Raw genomic sequence first — 17,816 nt, forward strand, 5'->3', positions numbered from 1 at the left:
TCCAGCCGTGCCGCCGACCCGTCGCGTTCCGTCGCACCCCCGCCGTCGCGACGGGGCGGCGCGCACCCCCTCCCACCTCCGCCGCAACCGGTCGTACCCGCACGCCTCGTACGCCTCGCACTCCTCATCCGCCATACATCCGCCATGTCACCCGCACGAGAACATGCCCAGGAGGGCACCGTGGCCCTTTCCTCCTCCGCCACCACCACCGACGCAACCGCAGCGCCCGTTCCCGGACGCGGCCTGCTCCCGCTGCTGCTCGTCGGCAACAGCGCCATGTACGCGCTCTACGTCGGCGTCGCCGGCGTCCTGCTGGCGCTCCAGGTCGAGCACGTCGACCCGGCGAACAAGGTCTCCAACTTCGGCCTGATCGCAGGGGTATCGGCGATCTTCGCGACGATCTTCAATCCGGTCGCCGGAGCCCTCTCCGACCGCACCGGACGGCGCAACCCGTGGATCCTGGGCGGCGGACTCGCCGCCATACCGGCGATGTTCCTGCTCGGCTCCGCGAACACGATCCTCCTGATCACCATCGCCTGGTGCCTCGGCCAGGCCGTCATGAACGTGTACCAGGCGGCCATCACCTCAGTGGTCCCCGACCGCGTGCCCATGAGCGCCCGCGGCAAGGCCTCGGCCGCCGTCGGCCTGGGCCTGCCCTTCGGCTCCACCCTCGGAGCCCTGCTCGGCGCCGCCTACTCCGAGGACTACCGCACCGGCTACCTCGTCTTCGGCGCGATCGTCGCCGGCGCGGCGGTGCTGTTCACCTCGTGCACCCGCGAGCAGCGGCTCCCGGCGCGCGCGCCGATGCCCGTCAAGGCGCAGCTCGCCGCCTTCACGAGCGCCCTCAAGGACCACGACTTCCGCTGGGCGTTCATCGGGCGGGCCCTGCTCGTCCTCGGATACTTCGCGGTGACCGGCTACCAGCTCTACATCCTCCAGGACCACACCGTGCTGCCGGACGGCATGAAGCCGGAGGAGGCGGTGGCCGTGATGATGCCGCTGACCAGCGTGGCGATGGTCCTCTCCACCGTGGTCGGCGGGTACCTCTCCGACCGGTTCGACCGCCGCAAGCTCTTCGTCGGCGCCTCGGCCCTGCTGTCGGCCGTCGCGCTGGTGATTCCGGCGGTGTCGACCAGTTGGAGCGCGATGCTGGCCTTCGCCGTCGTCAACGGGCTCGCCTTCGGCTGCTACATGGCCGTGGACACCGCCCTCGTGACGATGGTGCTCCCCAAGGCCGAGGACGCGGCGCGCGACATGGGCGTGCTCAACATCGCCAACGCCGGTCCGCAGATCGTCGCGCCGTTCATCGCCTCGGTGATCGTCTCCGTCAGCGGCGGCTACACCGCGCTGTTCGTCGTCGCGGCCGTCCTGGCGGTGGCGGGGGCGCTGGCGGTGAAGCCGATCAGGAGCGTCCGATAGGGCCCCGGGCATACCGCCACCGGCCCGTCAACCCCGGCTGCGGCGGGTCTTGAGCGAACGTCCGCCCGACTCCGGGCATTTGCCCTGCCCTTCCCTTCCGACCCTCCAGAAAGGCACCACCGTGCAGCTCCACACCGAGACCTGGGGCGAGGGCGACCGCGTCGCCCTCCTGATCCACGGCATCATGGCCGACCACCGGACCTGGCGCCGGGTGGGTCCCGCCCTCGCCGACCGCGGCTACCGCGTCATCGCCGTCGACCTCCGTGGCCACGGGGCGAGTGGCCGGGGCGAGTACAGCCCCGAGCTCTACGCCGACGACGTGGTCGAGACCCTGCCGGTCGGCGCCGAACTCGCCATCGGGCACTCCCTGGGCGGCCTGACGCTCTCGCTCGCGGTGGCGCGCCTGCGGCCGGAGCGGGCGGTCTTCTCGGACCCCGGGTGGTACCTGACCAGCCCCGATCCCGATTTCGGGCTGGAGGCGCTGGCCCGGTTCAAGGCGGCGTCCAAGGAGCAGATCCGTGCGATGAACCCGCGCTGGGAGGAGGCCGACGTGGACATCGAGCTCGCGACCCTCGCGGTGTGGGACGAGAGCACCGCGCTGAGCCTGGCCCCGCTGATCGGCGCGGACCTGATGCCGGCAGCGCCGATCGTGCCCTCGCTGGTACAGCTCGCCGACCCCAGCTTCCTGATCACCGAGGAGCGGGCGGCACTCCTCAAGAAGCGCGGCTTCGAGGTCCGTTCGGTCGCCGGGGCCGGACACACCATTCACCGGGACGACTTCAGCGGCTTTATGGCGTCCTTGGAGGGATGGATCTAGTAGGTCTCGACCGGGCCCCTTTACCGTCTCTTTCTACCGAGCGGTAATGGGGAGGTTCCGGTGTCGGTTACTTCGATTTCCACTGTTTCCATTGGTTCAACAGGCTTAGTTCCTTCGAGTCCATTCATTCCGAGGCCCTCGTCCACCGCCATGCCGACCGGGCTGGTGGAGATGGCGGCCGCACTCGCCGAAGGCAGCGTCTCCGCCCGGCAGTTGACCGAGCGGGCGCTGCTTCGCATCGCCGCCGCGCAGCCGGAGCTCAATGCCTTCCGGATCGTCCGCACCGAGGCCGCCCTCGCCGAGGCCGATGCGGCCGACCGGCGGCTCGCGGCCGGTGAGCGGCTGCCGCTGCTGGGCGTGCCGATCGCCGTCAAGGACGACATGGACGTGGCCGGGGAGCCGACCGCGTTCGGCTGCGGCGGGGAGTTCGAGCCGAAGGCCGCGGACAGCGAGGCGGTACGAAGGCTGCGCGCGGCCGGAGCGGTCATCATCGGCAAGACCCAGACCCCGGAACTGGGCCAGTGGCCGATCACCGAGAGCCGCGCCTTCGGCGAGACCCGCAACCCCTGGAACCCCGGCTACACGCCCGGCGGTTCCTCGGGCGGCTCGGCGGCAGCCGTGGCCGCCGGACTGGTCCCGGCCGCACTGGGCTCCGACGGCGCCGGGTCGATCCGCATCCCCGCGGCCTGGACGCACCTGATCGGGGTGAAGCCGCAGCGCGGACGCATCTCCACCTGGCCGGAGCCCGAGGCCTTCCACGGCCTCACGGTCAACGGCGTGCTGGCCCGGACGGTCGCCGACGCGGCGCTCCTGCTCGACGCCGCGAGCGGCCCCCACGCGGGCGACCTGCACCGCCCGCCGAGCATCTCGGCGGTGGAGGCGACCCGCCGCGCACCGCGGCGGCTGCGGATCGCGCTGTCGTTCGGCATGCCGTTCACGGCTACGCCCAAGTCCCTTGACCCCGAGGTCCGTTCGGCGGTGGAGCGGCTGGCAGGGCGCCTGGAGTCCCTGGGCCACGAAGTCGTCACCGAGGACCCTCGGTACGGCCTGATCGGCCTGAGCTTCGTGCCCCGCGGAACCGGGGGCGTACGCGAATGGGCCTCGCGGGTCCCGGACCCCGCCCTGCTGGACCCCCGTACCCGGGAGTCGGCGCGCACGGGCCGGCTGCTGAGCGGCCTGCCGCTACGGCTGTCCCGCCGGGCGGAGGAGGGCCTGCGCAAGCGGGTGGGCCGCATCTTCGGCCGGTTCGACGTGGTGCTCACCCCGACCACGGCCACACCCCCGCTGCGGATCGGAGCCCTGGCGGGGCTGGGAGCCATGGCCACGGACCGGGCGATGATCGCCGCGGCCCCGTACGCCTGGACCTGGAACGTCCTGGGCTGGCCGGGAGTCAACGTCCCGGCGGGCTTCACCAGGGACGGCCTCCCCCTCGGAGCCCAACTCCTGGGCGGCTACGGCTCGGAACCGCGCCTGCTGAGCCTGGCCGCGGAACTGGAGGCATCGGAAGGCTGGGCCACGAAGTGGCCGAGCGTGGCGTGATGCCGGGTACGCCGTCCACTGGGTGGCGTTGACGGCGTCCGGGGGCGTCCCGTCAACGCCACCGAGCACACGGCGTACCCGACATCACCCCCGAGTCCCGTCAACGCCCCCGGTACCGGGCGTCGCCCCACCCCCCGCCACCCAGTAGCCTCACCCGGATGACGGCACTTTCACACCACAGCTCCGGCCCCATCGAGCAGCCCGGGCGGGACGGGAGCGGCGCTACCGCCGAGGCCGATCCGCATGCCATCGGGCCCGTGCAGACCTCGTACGCTCCCGATCGCGACGGGGATCCCGACCCGGGCGAGATCGTGTGGACCTGGGTTCCCTTCGAGGAGAACGACGGGCGGGGGAAGGACCGGCCGGTGCTCGTCGTCGCCCGGGAGGCGGGCGGGACGCTCCTCGCCGTCCAGCTCTCCAGCAAGCGGCACGACCACGACCGGGAGTGGGTCCCCATCGGCACCGGGCCCTGGGACGGCGCCGGCCGGGAGTCCTGGGTGGACGTGGACCGGGTGCTGAGGGTCCACGAGACGGGCATGCGGCGCGAGGCGTGCGCCCTGGACCGCGGGCGGTTCAACCTGGTCGTGGAGCGGCTGCGGGAGCGCTACGGCTGGCGGTAGCCCCCTCCCGAAGGCCCCCAGGGCCCCGGCAGCCCGAGCCCTCAGGCCCCCACCCCGCGAACGCGTGCTCGAACGCCTCCCGTGTCTGCGGGTTGCGGTCGAGCACGCCGAACACCACCCGCTCGAACACCCCCGCGAAGCGCCCCGCCAGCAGGGACCGGAAGGCCTCCGCCACCTCGGCCGGGTCGTTCTGGAAGACCCCGCAGCCCCAGGCGCCCAGCACCAGCCGCCGGTACCCGTGCAGCGCCGCCACCTCCAGGACGAGTCCCGCGCGGCGGGCCAGTGCGCCCGGGATCTCGGCCACCCGTTCCGGTTCCTGGCGCCGGATCGTGCCCGCGTTCGGGGCCGGGGAGGTGAGGAAGCCGACGCGGAACGGCGCCTCCAGCAGTACGCCCCGGTCGTCGCGGAAGACGGGTACCCCGGGCGAGTGAATCACCCGGTCGGTGTAGAAGGTGCTGCGCTCGGCGCGGTGGACCTCGTAGTACTCCGGAGCCTCCAGCAGGGTCTCGTACAGGGCCGAGGCGCGGCACAGCGCCTCCTCCTGGGCCTTGGCCCCGCGGACGTAGCCGCCCCCGGGATTGCGGGCCGAGGCGAAGTTCAGCACCGCCACCGGGGAGGCCTCGGGCCAGTCGGCGGCGAGCCTACGGGCTGCGACCGTACTGCTCTCGTCCGTGACCTCGACGGCCGTCGTCCCGACCCCAGCGGGCAGGTTTTCGTCTGGAATGGCCCGGTTTGGTCCATATATCCTGGTTCCTGCCTTGGCCTCCGCCACGGCGGCGGCGAGCGACAGCCGCCGTCCCGACGGCGTCCGGTACCCCCCGGCCGCCACGATCTCCGCGTTGTCCCGCGCGATCTCGCGCAATCTGCTGCTCATGCCGTGATCTTCCGCACCATCGGCGGGCGGCAGCAAGGGAATTTGTGCCTGAAGGGAAGGGTAGGCACGGGTGATGCCACGGCCGACGACGGAAGACGAGGACCCGGTCATGTCCCACGACCCACCCGCGCCCCACGCACCGCCGCACACGCCCTCACGCACACGCACCAACCACGCACTGCTCACGGAAACCACTGCCGAGGACCTGGTCCACGGCATCTGCTTCAAGACGGGCCCGCCCCGCCTCCTCGGTGCCGAGCTCGAATGGATCGTGCTCGACGCCGAGCGGCCCGGGCAGCCCCTGTCCCATGAGCGGCTCGCCGCCGCGCACGACGCGGCCAGCGCCCTGCCGCTGCACTCCCGGGTCACCGTCGAGCCCGGCGGCCAGCTGGAGCTCAGCTCGGCCCCCGCCGCCTCCCTCACCGAGTGCGTGGACGCGCTCCAGGCCGACCTCACCGCCGTACGGGCCACCCTGTGCGCGCAGGGCCTGATCCTGCGGGGCCTCGGCCAGGACCTGCGCCGCCCGTACCGCCGGATGCTGACCAACAGCCCGCGCTACGAGGCCATGGAGGCCTACTTCGACCGCACCGGCCCGGCGGGCCGGGCCATGATGTGCGCCACCGCGTCCGTGCAGGTCTGCGTCGACGCCGGCCAGGAGGAGCCGGGCCCCCTCGGCCACGGCCGGCGCTGGCGGCTCGCGCACCTCGTGGGCGCGGTCCTGGTCTCCGCCTTCGCCAACTCCCCCGCGCACGAGGGCCCGTACGCCGGCTGGCGCAGCGCCCGCCAGGGGATCTGGAGCGACCTCGACACCCGGCGCGCGCTCGCCCCGCCGCTCGACGCGGAGCCGCGGGCCGCGTGGACCCGGCAGGTGCTGGACACCGAGGTGATGTGCATACGGGCCCCCGACGACCGGCCCTGGACTGCGCCCCGGGCGATGACCTTCCGCGACTGGCTCCGGACGGGCCGACCGCGACCGGCCACCGCCGAGGACCTGGACTACCACCTGACCACGCTGTTCCCTCCCGTACGCCCCCGCGGCCACCTCGAACTGCGCATGATCGACGCGCAGCCAGGCGACGACGGCTGGCTGGTCCCTGTGGCCGTCGTGCACGCGCTCTTCGACGACCCGGAGGCCGCCGAGGCCGCGTACCGCGTAGCGAAGGCACTGGCCGACACCTACGGGCCGCACCCCGCGCCCCGCAATCCGCTGTGGCGCTCGGCCGCCCGCGACGGCCTGGCCGATCCGGAGCTGCGCGCGGCCGCCGCCGTATGCTTCCGGGCCGCGGCCGAGGCGCTGCCCCGGCTGGGCGCGAGCACTCATGTCCGGGACGCCGTCGCGGAGTTCGCCGACCGCTACGTACTGCGCGGCCGATGTCCGGCCGACGACCCGCCCCCGCACCGGCCGGCCGGCGAGGAGGCGCTCGCATGACCACCGAACCGGAAGCGCTGCGCGAGCGCGCCGTGCGGGCCCTGACCGAGGCCCGCGCCCGGACCGCCGGGCTCACCGACCCCGTGTCCGACCAGGACCTGACCGCCCAGCACTCCCCCCTCATGTCGCCGCTGGTCTGGGACCTGGCGCACATCGGGAACATGGAGGAGCTGTGGCTGCTGCGGCACGTGGCCGGGCGCGAGTCGATGCATCCGGAGATCGATCCGCTCTACGACGCCTTCGAGCATCCCCGCGCCGAGCGCCCGAAGCTGCCCCTGCTGGGGCCCGAGGAGGCCCGCCGGTACGCGGCCGAGGTGCGCGGCAGGGTCTTCGACCTCCTGGAGCGCACTCCGCTGGAGGGCACTGCGCTGCTGGCCGACGGCTATGTCTTCGGGATGATCGCGCAGCACGAACAGCAGCACGACGAGACCATGTTGATCACCCATCAGCTGCGGCAGGGCGCGGCGGTTCTGACGGCCCCGGATCCCGGTGCCCCGCAGGGCCCCGGGGTGGCGGCGCCCGAAGTACTGGTGCCGGGTGGCCCGTTCACGATGGGGACCTCGGCGGAGCCGTGGTCCCTGGACAACGAACGCCCCGCCCACACCCGGGAGATCGGTCCGTTCTGGATCGACACGACGCCGGTGACGAACGCGGCGTACCAGGAGTTCATCGCGGACGGCGGCTACCGCGAGGAGCGCTGGTGGGCCGCGGAGGGCTGGCAGCAGATCCGCCGGGGCGGGATCGAGGCCCCGCTGTTCTGGCGCCGCGAGGCGGGCGAGTGGCTGCGCCGCCGCTTCGGGGTCAGCGAGCCGGTGCCGGGCGACGAGCCGGTGCTGCACGTCAGCTGGTACGAGGCGGACGCCTACGCGCGCTGGGCCGGGCGCCGGCTGCCGACGGAGGCGGAGTGGGAGAAGGCCGCGCGGTTCGACCCGGTCACCGGGCGCTCCACGCGCTACCCGTGGGGCGACGCCGATCCCACTCCCGCGCACGCCAATCTGGGCCAGCGCCATCTGCGCCCGGCCCGTGCGGGCAGCTATCCCGCCGGGGCCTCCCCGCTCGGGGTGCGCCAGCTGATCGGCGACGTATGGGAGTGGACTTCTTCCGATTTCCTGCCCTATCCCGGGTTCCGGGCGTTCCCGTACCGCGAGTACTCGGAGGTGTTCTTCGGCCCCGAGCACAAGGTGCTGCGCGGCGGCTCCTTCGCGGTGGACCCGGTGGCCTGCCGGGGCACGTTCCGCAACTGGGACCTGCCGGTGCGCCGGCAGATCTTCTCCGGGTTCCGGACCGCACGGGACGGTGGTGCCTGATGTGCCGTCACCTCGCCTACCTGGGGCCGGTGGTTTCCCTCGGTCGGCTGCTGAGCGAGCCCGAGCATTCGCTGGTGCGGCAGTCCTGGGAGCCGCGCCGGCAGCGGTACGGCACCATCAACGCCGACGGCTTCGGCATCGGCTGGTACGCGGAGGGCGATCCGGTGCCCGCTCGCTACCGGCGGGCCGGGCCGATCTGGGGGGACCTCACCTTCGCCGACCTCGCCCGGGTGGTGCGCAGCGGCGCGCTGCTGGCGGCCGTACGGGACGCCACGCTCCCGGGGGCGGACGGGGAGGCGGCGGCGGCGCCCTTCGCGTCCGGGCAGTGGCTGTTCAGCCACAACGGGGCGGTGCGGGACTGGCCGGACGCGGCGGCTCGGGTGGCGGCCGCGCTGCCGCCCGAGGAGTTGCTGGCGCTGGCCGCCCGTACGGACTCGGCGCTGATCTGGGCGCTGGTCCTGCACCGGCTCCGGGGTGGCGACGATCTCGGTCCGGCACTCGCCGGGCCCGTGGCGGAGCTGGCCGGGGCTGCGCCCGGCTCGCGGCTCAATCTGCTGCTGACCGATGGCACGGCCGTCGCCGCAACGGCCTGGGGGGACTCGCTCTGGTACCTGGCCGACGTGCCGGGTCAGCGCACGGTGGTGGCGTCCGAGCCGTACGACGACGATCCGCGCTGGTGCGAAGTACCCGACAGGACCCTGCTGACCGCCACCCGGACGAGGGTCGAACTGACCCCTCTCAAGGAGGCCGCATCGAAGGAGAACATGCCCCGTGAGTGACTTCCTGCTGACCCGGACCCTCGACGAGCACGCCGCGGACACGGCTCTGCGCCACGACGTGCTGACCGGGCTGACCCGGTCCCCCAAGGCGCTGCCGCCGAAGTGGTTCTACGACGCCCGGGGCAGTGAACTCTTCGAGGAGATAACCCGGTTGCCCGAGTACTATCCGACGCGCGCGGAGCGGGAGATCCTGCTGGAGCGGGCCCGGGAGATCGCCTCGGTGAGCGGCGCGCGCACGCTGGTGGAGCTGGGCTCCGGTTCCTCGGAGAAGACCCGGCACCTGATCGAGGCGATGCCCGCGCTGGACACGTACGTGCCCGTCGATGTGAGCGAGAGCGCGCTCAAGGGCGCGGCGCAGACGCTGATGGCGGAGCATTCGGGGCTGCGGGTGCACGCGCTGCTGGCCGACTTCACCAAGCCGTTGCGGCTGCCGGACTCCCCCGGGCCGCGGTTGGTGGTGTTCCTGGGCGGCACGATCGGCAATCTGCTGCCGGCGGAGCGTGCCGTGTTCCTGGCCGACGTACGGGCGATGCTCGCGCCCGGGGACGCGCTGCTGATGGGTACGGACCTGGTGAAGGACGAGGCCGTGCTGGTGGCGGCGTACGACGATGCCCAGGGGGTGACGGCCGAGTTCAACAAGAACGTACTGGCCGTCATCGACCGGGAGTTGGGGGCGGACTTCCACACCGCCGACTTCGCGCACGTGGCGGTGTGGAATCGGGAGCGGGAGTGGATCGAGATGCGGTTGCGGGCGCGGTCGCAGCTGCTGGTGAAGGTCCGGGCGCTGGATCTGGAGGTGCCCTTCGCGGCGGGCGAGGAGATCCTGACGGAGATCTCCGCGAAGTTCCGTCAGGAAGGCGTACGGAGGGAACTGGCGGCGGCCGGACTGGAGTTGACCCACTGGTGGACTGACGCGGACGGTCGCTTCGCGCTGTCCCTGTCGGTCGCGGACGGTGTGGGCGGCTCGCCGCACACGGCCGCCTGAGCCGCGGCCGCGAGGTCCCGCCGGTCGGTGTGGCGCCCCGGCGGGATCCGCGGCAGCAGCCGGACCTCGGCCCGTACCCCGCGGGCCCGGGCGATCCGCCACAGCGAGGCGGTCAGCGGATCGTCCCCGACGAAGGCGGGCGCCCCGGCGAGGCGGTCGCGGCCCGGACCGTCCCCGTACGGCCCGGCCCCGTACGACCCGTTCCCGTCAGCCCCGTCCCCGTCCCCGTCCAGCCGGTACGCGAGCCGTACGGGCTGTACGGGCACCCGCGCGTCCAGCGCCGACTGGAAGGCGGCCCGCCGGAAGGTTCCCTGGGCGCGCCCGCACCAGGTGGAGCCCTCGGGGTAGACGGTGATCCGGTCGCCGTCCAGCAGCGCGCGGGTGACGGTCTCGACGGTGGCGGGCAGGGCCCGGATCCGGTCGCGTTCGATGAAGAGGGTCCCGGCCCGCCCGGCGAGCCGCCCGAGCACCGGCCAGCCGCGGATGTCGCTCTTGGCCAGCATCCGGCAGGGCAGCACGGCGGCGACGAGTGGGATGTCGAGCCAGGAGATGTGGTTGGCGACGATCAGGCGGGCGCCGTCCGGCCCGGGGCTCCCGTGCACGGTGATGCGTATACCGAAGGCGCCCAGCAGCGCGGCGGCCCAGGCCCGCACCACGGCGTGCCGGTGGCGTTCGGGCAGGAGCCGGAGGGGCGGGGCGGCCAGGATCCCGAGCAGGATCAGGGCGACGGCGGCGGTGAGCCGCAGCACCGCGCGCGGCACGCCCGCCGTGCGCCCCTCGTGGCCGGCGCAGGCCTCGGGGGTGCAGGGCGAGGTGGGCAGCCAGGTGCTCATGCGCCCGGGACGAGCGAGAGGAAGTGCTTGAGGTAGCGCGGATTGGTGCGGCGCAGGGAGAGCAGGACGTACAGGTCGGCGCAGCCGAACTCGGCGTCGAGGGCGGGCTCGCCGCAGACCCAGGCACCCAGGCGCAGGTACCCGCGCAGCAGCGGGGGCAGCTCCATGCGGTCGGGGAAGGTGATGCCCTCGGGGTTCCAGGGGAGGTGCGGGGTGACCCGGTACTCGGCGGGGGCGAGGCTGCGGGTGAGCACGTTCTCCCGGGTGGCGGCCGCGAGGACGCCTCCGTCGGCGAGCGGTATCGAGCAGCAGCCTGCGAGCCAGTTGTGTCCGGAGCGGTCCATGTAGCGGGCGAGGCCGGCCCAGATCAGGGCGATGACGGCGCCGTTGCGGTGGTCGGGGTGGACGCAGGAACGGCCGACCTCGACGAGGTCGGGGCGGATCGGGGCGAGGGCGGAGATGTCGAACTCGCCCTCGGAGTAGAGGCGCCCGGCGACGACGGCGCGCTCGGGGGGCAGGATCCGGTAGGTGCCGACGACCTGCTCGGTCTCCTCGTCGAGGACGAGGAGGTGGTCGCAGTACGCGTCGAAGGCGTCGGAGTCGAGGCCGGGCTCGGGTCCGTCGAGGCGTGCGCCGAGCTCGCCGGCGAAGACCTGGTGGCGCAGCCGCTGGGCGGCGCGGACCTCGTCCTCGTCGCGGGCCAGCCGCACGGCGTAGCGGGGAGCCGGGGCGGTGGCGCCGGACGGGGAGAGGGTCGGGGAGAGGGTCGGGGAGGCGGAAGAGGCGGTGACGATGGCCTGAACCGGCCGCAGGGGGGATTCTGCGGCCGGCGACAGGGGGGCGATGGTCATGACGGCTCCTGATCCGGGCACGGAGTGCCGGGCCAGCAGGTGTGCGGCCCGGCTCCTTTACTTCTTCCGTGACTGGCTGGATTCGACATGGCCGCTTTGCGGCCCTCGGATGTGCGGACGCTGAACTCGGCGGACTCCCCCGGGGTGCGGCGCTCAGCGGTCGGAGCTGAGGACCGCGCTGATCGTGTCCGAGGCAGCCTGGGCGGCCTGCTTGGGGTCCTGGCCGGTGAGCACGGCCGTCATGAACGGCTTGATCGGGTTCTTGGCCTCGACCTCGGCCCAGCGGGCGGACTTCGGGGTGGCCCGGCCCTGGGCGGCGCCGGGGGCCATGATGGCGGCGCCCTCGTTGCCCTCGACGACGTGCGCGAGGGTGGTCTTGTTCGGTACGTAGCTCATCGTGCGGGCGAGCTCGGTCTGCCACCGCTCGCTGACCAGGGCCGTGATCAGGTTGACGGCGCTCTTCCGCTGCTTCGTCCGCGCCGGGATGATCAGGTCGGAGCCGCCGGTGAAGACGGAGCCGACCTTCTCGGAGGTCTTGCCGGGTATCGGGAAGAAGCCGAGCTTGCCCTTGAGCTCGGGGTTGGCGGCCTCGATCGCGGCGGCCTGGCCGGGCGGGGCGATGATCTGCGCGGTCCGGCCGCGGGCGAAGACCTCGGACTGCGGGGGCGTCTCCTCGTCGGCGTCCTTGGGACCGTTGCCCAGGGCCTGGAGTTGCCGGTAGAACTCCATGCCCGCCAGGGCCTTTTCGTCGTCGAGGGTGCCGACCCACTGGCCGCTGGTCTCGACGGCGAGTTCGCCGCCCTCGTCCCAGACGAAGCCGGCGAGGACGTACCAGTTCTGCCCGGCGAGGTAGATGCCCTGCTGGTCGCCCTTGTCGAGCTTCTGGGTGGCCTGGATCCACTCCGCCCGGTTCTTGGGCGTGGCCTTGATCCCGGCGTTCGCGAAGAGTTCCTTGTTGTAGATCACCACGCGGTTGGCGGCGTACCAAGGGATGCCGTACTGGGCCCCGTTGACGCTGCCGGGGTCGGCGAGGCCCTTGAGCCAGTCCTTGCTGCCCCACTCGCGCAGGCCTTCGAGGGTGAGTTCCTCGATGCCGCCGGTCTCGACGTACTGGGCGACCTGGGTGTTGCCCACCTCGATGACGTCGGCGCCCTCCCGGGACGTTCCGCTCAGGACGGCGTTGACCTTGTCGCCGATCCCCGTCCACTCCTGGATCTTCACGTCGAGGTCGACGCCCGGGTGCTCCTTCTCGAACGATGCGGTGAACCTCGTGACGAAGTCCTCCGAGGCGCTGCCCTTCATCAGCCAGAGGGTCACCTTCTGCGATCCACCGGCCGAGCCTGCCAACTGGCTGCAGCCCGTGAGGGCGGTCGCGGCCGCGAGGGCGGTACACACGGCGATGAAGCGCATCTTCACGAGGGTCACCTTCTGCGGGTTCGATCTCAGATGGCTTGAAATTGGCATAGACCAATGGGGCGGTCAAGACCCTTTCGCTCGCGATTGCTGCCCTAAAGTTCGCGGACCAGGACGTACTGGGGCACCTTGGAACAAGGCAAAAGCCACCCAGTGTCGGGAGACCTCCATGTCCAATCACACCTACCGGGTCACCGAGATCGTCGGCACCTCCCACGAGGGCATCGATCAGGCCATCCGCAACGGCGTCGCCCGGGCGGGCGAAACGCTCCACAACCTTGATTGGCTTGAGGTGACCCAGATCCGCGGGCACATCGAGAACGGCGAGATCGCGCACTTCCAGGTCGGCCTGAAGGTCGGATTCCGCCTCGACGGCGACGCCTGAGGTCGAGGCCGGAGGTCTGAGGCCTGAGCTCTGAGGCCTGAGCTCTGAGGCCTGAGCTCTGAGGCCTGAGGCCTGAGGCGGGCGCGGCCGACCCCGAGGGAGGGCCTCAGGTGCGGCCCTCACCCTCCTGGGCGGTCTTGAGTTCCGGCGCGTCCGCCGCCCAGTCCGCCAGGACCACCCGGAAGCCGGCCGCCCGGGCCGCCTCGCACACCAGCTCGTCGTCGTCCACGAGCATCCGCACCTCCCGGCCCCGGGCGATCCGCTTCAGCACCTCCAGCTTGGTGGTCCGGGCCGGCCGCCGGTCCTGGTTGCCGCGCATCCACAGCCGGCCCTCGGGCAGCCCGTGCCGGGTCAGCCATTCGGCCGTGTCCGCGCGGCACCGCTCCGGACGGCCGGTCAGATACACGACCTCGCAGTCGGCGGCGCTCTCCACGGCCAGGGCGATCCCGCGGGCCAGCGGCGGATCGGACGGGGCCGCACCGAAGAAGCCTTCCCAGTCCCGGGGCCGGCGCTCCAGGAAGTGCTGGCGGTGGCCGGTGTCGGACAGGGTGTTGTCGATGTCGAAGACGGCCAGCGGCCGGCGGCTGTTGATCTCGCTCATGGCCCCCAGCCTAGGCGGGGGAATCCCCACGGCTTCCGGGCGTTGAGGAGTGTGTGATCCCGAAACTCTCGATACTCGACCGGTCCCGCACCCGCGAGGGCCACCCCGCCGCGCAGGCCCTGCGCGACACCGTGGAGCTGGCCCGCAGGGCGGAGGAGCTCGGCTACCACCGCTTCTGGGTGTCGGAACACCACAGCGTGCCCGGAGTCGCGGGCTCCGCACCGACCGTGCTGGCCGCCGCCGTCGCCGGAGCGACCCGGCGGATCCGCGTCGGCACCGGCGGGGTGATGCTGCCCAACCACCAGCCGCTCGTGGTCGCGGAGCAGTTCGGCGTCCTGGAATCGCTGTACCCCGGACGGATCGACATGGGACTCGGCCGCTCCGTCGGCTTCACCGGCGGCATCCGGCGCGCCCTGGGCCGCGACACCGGGGACGCCGACCGTTTCGAGGAGCAGTTGGCGGAGCTGCTGGGCTGGCTCGACGGCACCCAGCGGGCGCACCCCGAGGTGCACGCCCGGCCCGCCGAGGGGTTGCGGATCCCGGCCTACGTGCTGGCCACCGGCGAGGGTGCCGGGATCGCGGCGCGCGCCGGGCTGCCGCTGGTGGTGGGCGATCTGCGCGCCCGCGCCCGGGTGGCGGGGATCGTCGAGCGCTACCGCAAGGAGTTCCGGCCCTCCGCCACGGGTCCGGAGCCGTACGTCGTCGTCTCCGGGACGGTCGCGGTCGCCGCCACCGCCGAGGCCGCCCGGCGGATCCTGGTCCCCGAGGCCTGGTCCCTCGCGCATTCCCGCACCCGGGGCAGCTTCCCGCCGCTGCGCCCCGCCGAGGAGGTCGAGGCCCTGGCCATGACCCCCAAGGAGCGGGAGCTGTACGAGGGCGCCCTCGCCGGGCACGTCCACGGTACGCAGGAGCAGGTCGCGGCGGCGCTGTCGGAGATCGCGGAGCTGACCGGGGCGGACGAGCTCCTGGTCACCACCTCGACGTACGACCGCACGGCCCTGCTGGAGTCCTTCGAGGGGCTCGCCCGCGTCGCGGGGCTCCGAGCGCCCTAAACTAGGACGAATGCACGAGTCCACGCACGATGCTCCGGCCGGCCCGACGACCGTTCCCTCAGGCACCGCAGGTCCTGGAGGTCCCGCAGGTCCCGCAGGTCCCGCAGGCACCGCCGCGCACGACCCGTACGTACGGGTCCGCGGCGCCCGGGAGCACAATCTGCGCGGGGTCGACGTGGACATCCCGCGCGACGCCCTGACCGTGTTCACCGGGGTCTCCGGCTCGGGCAAGAGCTCGCTCGCCTTCGGCACCCTGTACGCCGAGGCCCAGCGCCGGTACTTCGAGTCCGTGGCGCCGTACGCCCGCCGGCTGATCCACCAGGTCGGTGCGCCGAAGGTGGACTCCATCACCGGGCTGCCGCCCGCCGTATCGCTGGAGCAGCGGCGCTCCTCCCCCGGCTCGCGCTCCTCGGTCGGGACGGTGACCCTGCTGTCCAACTCCCTGCGGATGCTGTTCTCGCGGGCCGGCACCTACCCGCCGGGGGCCGAGCGGCTGGACTCCGACGCCTTCTCCCCCAACACCGCGGCCGGTGCCTGCCCTTCCTGTCACGGGCTCGGCCGGATCCACCGCACCAGTGAGGAACTCCTCGTCCCCGAGCCCGGCCTGTCGATCCGTCAAGGGGCCATCGCCGCCTGGCCGGGGGCCTGGCAGGGCAAGAACCTGCGGGACATCCTGGAGACGCTCGGCCACGACGTGGACACGCCCTGGCGGCAGCTGCCCGCCGAGGAGCGGGAGTGGATCCTGTTCACCGAGGAGCAGCCGGTCGTGACGGTCCACCCCGTGCGGGAGGCCGACCGGATCCAACGGCCCTACCAGGGCACGTACATGAGCGCCCACCGCTATGTGATGCGGACGTTCTCGGACAGCAGGAGCGCCACCCTGCGGGCCCGCGCCGAGAAGTTCCTCACCGATTCCCCGTGCCCGGTGTGCGAGGGCCGGCGGCTGCGCCCGGAGGCACTGGCGGTGACCTTCGCGGGCCGCACCATCGCGGAGCTGGCGGCGCTTCCGCTGACCGCGCTGGACACCGTACTTGCGGGCGCGAGCACGTCCGGCGGGGACGAGGCCGCCCGGGTGCTCGGCGAGGACCTGCGGGCACGGATCGCCCCCGTCACGGAGCTCGGGCTCGGCTACCTGAGCCTGGACCGCACCGCGCCCAGCCTGTCGGCGGGAGAGTTGCAGCGGCTGCGGCTGGCGACGCAGCTGCGGTCGGGGCTGTTCGGGGTGGTGTACGTGCTCGACGAGCCGTCGGCGGGGCTGCACCCGGCCGACACCGAGGCACTGCTCGGCGTACTGGACCGGCTCAAGGCCGCGGGGAACACGGTGTTCGTCGTGGAGCACCACCTGGACGTGGTGCGGCACGCCGACTGGCTGGTGGACGTCGGGCCGCTCGCCGGGGAGCACGGCGGGCGGGTGCTGCACAGCGGGCCGCCGCAGGACCTTGCCGGGGTCGCGGAGTCGGCGACGGCGCGCCACCTGTTCGCGGAGCGCGAGCGCGAGCACGGAGACAGGCCCTCGGCCGGCGAGGAACCGGCGGTGCGGACCGCGACCGGGGCCGTACGGCTCAGCGGTGTCGACCGGCACAACCTCCGTGACGTTTCGGCGGAGTTCCCGCTCGGCGTGTTCACGGCGGTGACGGGGGTTTCGGGTTCGGGCAAGTCCACGCTGGTGGGACAGGTGCTCGCGCGCGAGGTCGCCGAGCGGCTGGCGGAACCCGGGTTCCCCGTACGGCGGCTGGTGGAGGTGGACCAGAAGCCGATCGGCCGTACGCCGCGCTCGAACCTGGCCACGTACACGGGGCTGTTCGACGTGGTCCGCAAACTCTTCACCGCGGCGCCGGAGTCGAAGGAGCGCGGCTGGAAGGCGGGCCGCTTCTCCTTCAACGTGCCGGGCGGCCGGTGCGAGACCTGCCAGGGCGAGGGCTTCGTCTCGGTGGAGCTGCTGTTCCTGCCCAGTACGTACGCCCCCTGCCCCGAATGCGCGGGCGCCCGGTACAACTCCGAGACCCTCCAGGTCCGCTACGCGGGGCTGAACATCGCCGAGGTGCTCGGGCTGACGGTGGAGTCGGCAGCGGCCTTCTTCGCCGAGGTCCCGGCGGCGGCGCGGAGCCTGCGCGCACTGGAGGAGATCGGACTGGGGTACCTGCGGCTCGGCCAGCCGGCGACGGAGCTGTCGGGCGGCGAGGCGCAGCGCATCAAGCTGGCGACCGAGCTGCAGAGGTTGCGCCGCGACCACACCCTGTACCTGCTGGACGAGCCGACGACCGGGCTCCATCCGGCCGATGTGCAGGTGCTGCTGAGGCAGTTGCACGGGCTGGTGGACGCCGGGCACTCGGTGGTGGTCGTGGAGCACGACATGGCGGTGGTGGCGGGCGCGGACTGGGTGGTGGACCTGGGCCCGGGCGGTGGTGCGGAGGGCGGCCGCGTGGTCGCGGCGGGCACCCCGGCCGAAGTGGCCCGCACCACTGGAAGTCGTACGGCGGGCCACTTGGCGCGGGCGGTCGCCTCCCGGAGCGGTGCGGCGCTTCAGGCGGGCTTGGCGAAGTTGCCGTAGCCCTGCCAGTCGAGCACCACGCACTGCTCGTCGCCGAGCACCCAGGCGTCGTGTCCGGGGTCGATCTGGATGAAGTCCCCGGCCTGTATCTCCGTGCTCTCGCCGTCGTCCATGACGACCTTCATCCGGCCGCTGATGATGTAGCCGACGTGGGCGGCCTGGCAGCTGTCGGTCCCGGCGATGGGCTTGATGTGCTTCGACCACTGCCAGCCCGGCTCGAAGACGGCCCGGCCCACCTGTCCGTTGGCGGTGTCCACGAGGTCGAGCCTGCCCTTGCCCTCTTCGAACGGACGTGTCTCATCCGCTGAATCGAAGGTCTTGCGCACGAGTCCAGCCATGATGGTCTACCTCCCGGGCACAC

The 17,816-nt window shown here is 72.8% G+C and carries 16 protein-coding genes and 1 pseudogene; 11 read left to right on the forward strand and 6 right to left on the reverse strand.

The window, feature by feature from the left end; all coding sequences use genetic code 11:
• Positions 1 to 180 precede the first annotated feature (180 nt).
• From ACZ7GJ_RS19000 to ACZ7GJ_RS19015, 4 genes are all read left to right on the forward strand, one after another.
• Positions 181 to 1,419 carry an MFS transporter gene (locus ACZ7GJ_RS19000; protein WP_470753071.1) on the forward strand — a complete coding sequence of 413 codons (1,239 nt, stop codon included), beginning with the start codon at positions 181 to 183 and terminating at the stop codon, positions 1,417 to 1,419.
• Between the two features lie 121 nt (positions 1,420 to 1,540).
• Positions 1,541 to 2,236: an alpha/beta fold hydrolase gene (locus tag ACZ7GJ_RS19005; RefSeq protein WP_470753073.1), complete on the forward strand. Its 696-nt coding sequence runs from the start codon at positions 1,541 to 1,543 to the stop codon at positions 2,234 to 2,236.
• A 150-nt stretch (positions 2,237 to 2,386) separates the two neighbouring features.
• Positions 2,387 to 3,775: an amidase gene (locus tag ACZ7GJ_RS19010; protein ID WP_470753075.1), complete on the forward strand. Its 1,389-nt coding sequence runs from the start codon at positions 2,387 to 2,389 to the stop codon at positions 3,773 to 3,775.
• Positions 3,776 to 3,933: 158 nt separating this feature from the next.
• On the forward strand, positions 3,934 to 4,395 hold the full coding sequence (locus ACZ7GJ_RS19015) for a type II toxin-antitoxin system PemK/MazF family toxin (RefSeq protein ID WP_470753078.1): 462 nt from the start codon (positions 3,934 to 3,936) through the stop codon (positions 4,393 to 4,395).
• Here the strand turns inward: ACZ7GJ_RS19015 and ACZ7GJ_RS19020 are convergent.
• Positions 4,349 to 5,269, reverse strand: coding sequence for a TIGR02452 family protein (locus ACZ7GJ_RS19020; RefSeq protein ID WP_470753080.1), 921 nt, complete (start codon positions 5,267 to 5,269; stop codon positions 4,349 to 4,351). The genes ACZ7GJ_RS19015 and ACZ7GJ_RS19020 overlap by 47 nt on opposite strands.
• 109 nt (positions 5,270 to 5,378) lie before the next feature.
• On the opposite strand from ACZ7GJ_RS19020, the gene egtA reads away from it, so the two are divergent.
• From egtA to egtD, 4 genes are read left to right on the forward strand one after another with little or no spacing between them, the layout of a single operon-like run.
• Positions 5,379 to 6,698, forward strand: coding sequence for an ergothioneine biosynthesis glutamate--cysteine ligase EgtA (gene egtA, locus ACZ7GJ_RS19025; RefSeq protein WP_470753081.1), 1,320 nt, complete (start codon positions 5,379 to 5,381; stop codon positions 6,696 to 6,698).
• Positions 6,695 to 8,005 (forward strand): ergothioneine biosynthesis protein EgtB, encoded by a 1,311-nt coding sequence (gene egtB / locus ACZ7GJ_RS19030; RefSeq protein WP_470753082.1) that lies wholly within the window; start codon positions 6,695 to 6,697, stop codon positions 8,003 to 8,005. The genes egtA and egtB overlap by 4 nt, the downstream gene beginning before the upstream one ends.
• The gene (gene egtC, locus ACZ7GJ_RS19035) at positions 8,005 to 8,784 is read left to right on the forward strand and encodes an ergothioneine biosynthesis protein EgtC (protein ID WP_470753084.1); all 780 of its coding nucleotides are present in this window, start codon (positions 8,005 to 8,007) and stop codon (positions 8,782 to 8,784) included. The genes egtB and egtC overlap by 1 nt, the downstream gene beginning before the upstream one ends.
• Positions 8,777 to 9,769, forward strand: a complete 993-nt coding sequence (gene egtD / locus ACZ7GJ_RS19040; protein WP_470753087.1) for an L-histidine N(alpha)-methyltransferase — start codon at positions 8,777 to 8,779, stop codon at positions 9,767 to 9,769. Before egtC ends, egtD begins: the two co-directional genes overlap by 8 nt.
• A 305-nt stretch (positions 9,770 to 10,074) precedes the next feature.
• Here egtD and ACZ7GJ_RS19045 read toward each other — a convergent pair.
• The 3 genes and pseudogenes from ACZ7GJ_RS19045 to ACZ7GJ_RS19055 all read right to left on the reverse strand — a co-directional run.
• Positions 10,075 to 10,602, reverse strand: a pseudogene (locus tag ACZ7GJ_RS19045) (lysophospholipid acyltransferase family protein); the annotation flags it as partial.
• Positions 10,599 to 11,453: a GNAT family N-acetyltransferase gene (locus ACZ7GJ_RS19050; RefSeq protein ID WP_470753088.1), complete on the reverse strand. Its 855-nt coding sequence runs from the start codon at positions 11,451 to 11,453 to the stop codon at positions 10,599 to 10,601. The pseudogene ACZ7GJ_RS19045 and the gene ACZ7GJ_RS19050, both read right to left, overlap by 4 nt.
• A 153-nt stretch (positions 11,454 to 11,606) precedes the next feature.
• Positions 11,607 to 12,869 (reverse strand): extracellular solute-binding protein, encoded by a 1,263-nt coding sequence (locus tag ACZ7GJ_RS19055; protein ID WP_470753090.1) that lies wholly within the window; start codon positions 12,867 to 12,869, stop codon positions 11,607 to 11,609.
• 166 nt (positions 12,870 to 13,035) lie between these two features.
• On the opposite strand from ACZ7GJ_RS19055, the gene ACZ7GJ_RS19060 reads away from it, so the two are divergent.
• The gene (locus tag ACZ7GJ_RS19060) at positions 13,036 to 13,251 is read left to right on the forward strand and encodes a dodecin (protein WP_470753092.1); all 216 of its coding nucleotides are present in this window, start codon (positions 13,036 to 13,038) and stop codon (positions 13,249 to 13,251) included.
• Between the two features lie 106 nt (positions 13,252 to 13,357).
• Here the strand turns inward: ACZ7GJ_RS19060 and ACZ7GJ_RS19065 are convergent, their stop codons facing one another.
• A complete protein-coding gene (locus ACZ7GJ_RS19065) occupies positions 13,358 to 13,852 on the reverse strand; it encodes a phosphatase domain-containing protein (RefSeq protein WP_470753093.1) in 495 nt (164 codons plus the stop codon).
• 53 nt (positions 13,853 to 13,905) lie between these two features.
• Here ACZ7GJ_RS19065 and ACZ7GJ_RS19070 point away from each other — a divergent pair, with 53 nt between their 5' ends.
• Entirely contained in the window at positions 13,906 to 14,904 is a 999-nt protein-coding gene (locus ACZ7GJ_RS19070) for an LLM class flavin-dependent oxidoreductase (protein WP_470753095.1), read from the forward strand.
• Between the two features lie 10 nt (positions 14,905 to 14,914).
• A complete protein-coding gene (locus ACZ7GJ_RS19075) occupies positions 14,915 to 17,455 on the forward strand; it encodes an excinuclease ABC subunit UvrA (protein WP_470753096.1) in 2,541 nt (846 codons plus the stop codon).
• Here ACZ7GJ_RS19075 and ACZ7GJ_RS19080 read toward each other — a convergent pair.
• Positions 17,428 to 17,793, reverse strand: coding sequence for a cupin domain-containing protein (locus ACZ7GJ_RS19080; RefSeq protein WP_470753097.1), 366 nt, complete (start codon positions 17,791 to 17,793; stop codon positions 17,428 to 17,430). The genes ACZ7GJ_RS19075 and ACZ7GJ_RS19080 overlap by 28 nt on opposite strands.
• Positions 17,794 to 17,816: the final 23 nt, after the last annotated feature.

Source organism: Streptomyces sp. NPDC037242, from assembly GCF_055604165.1.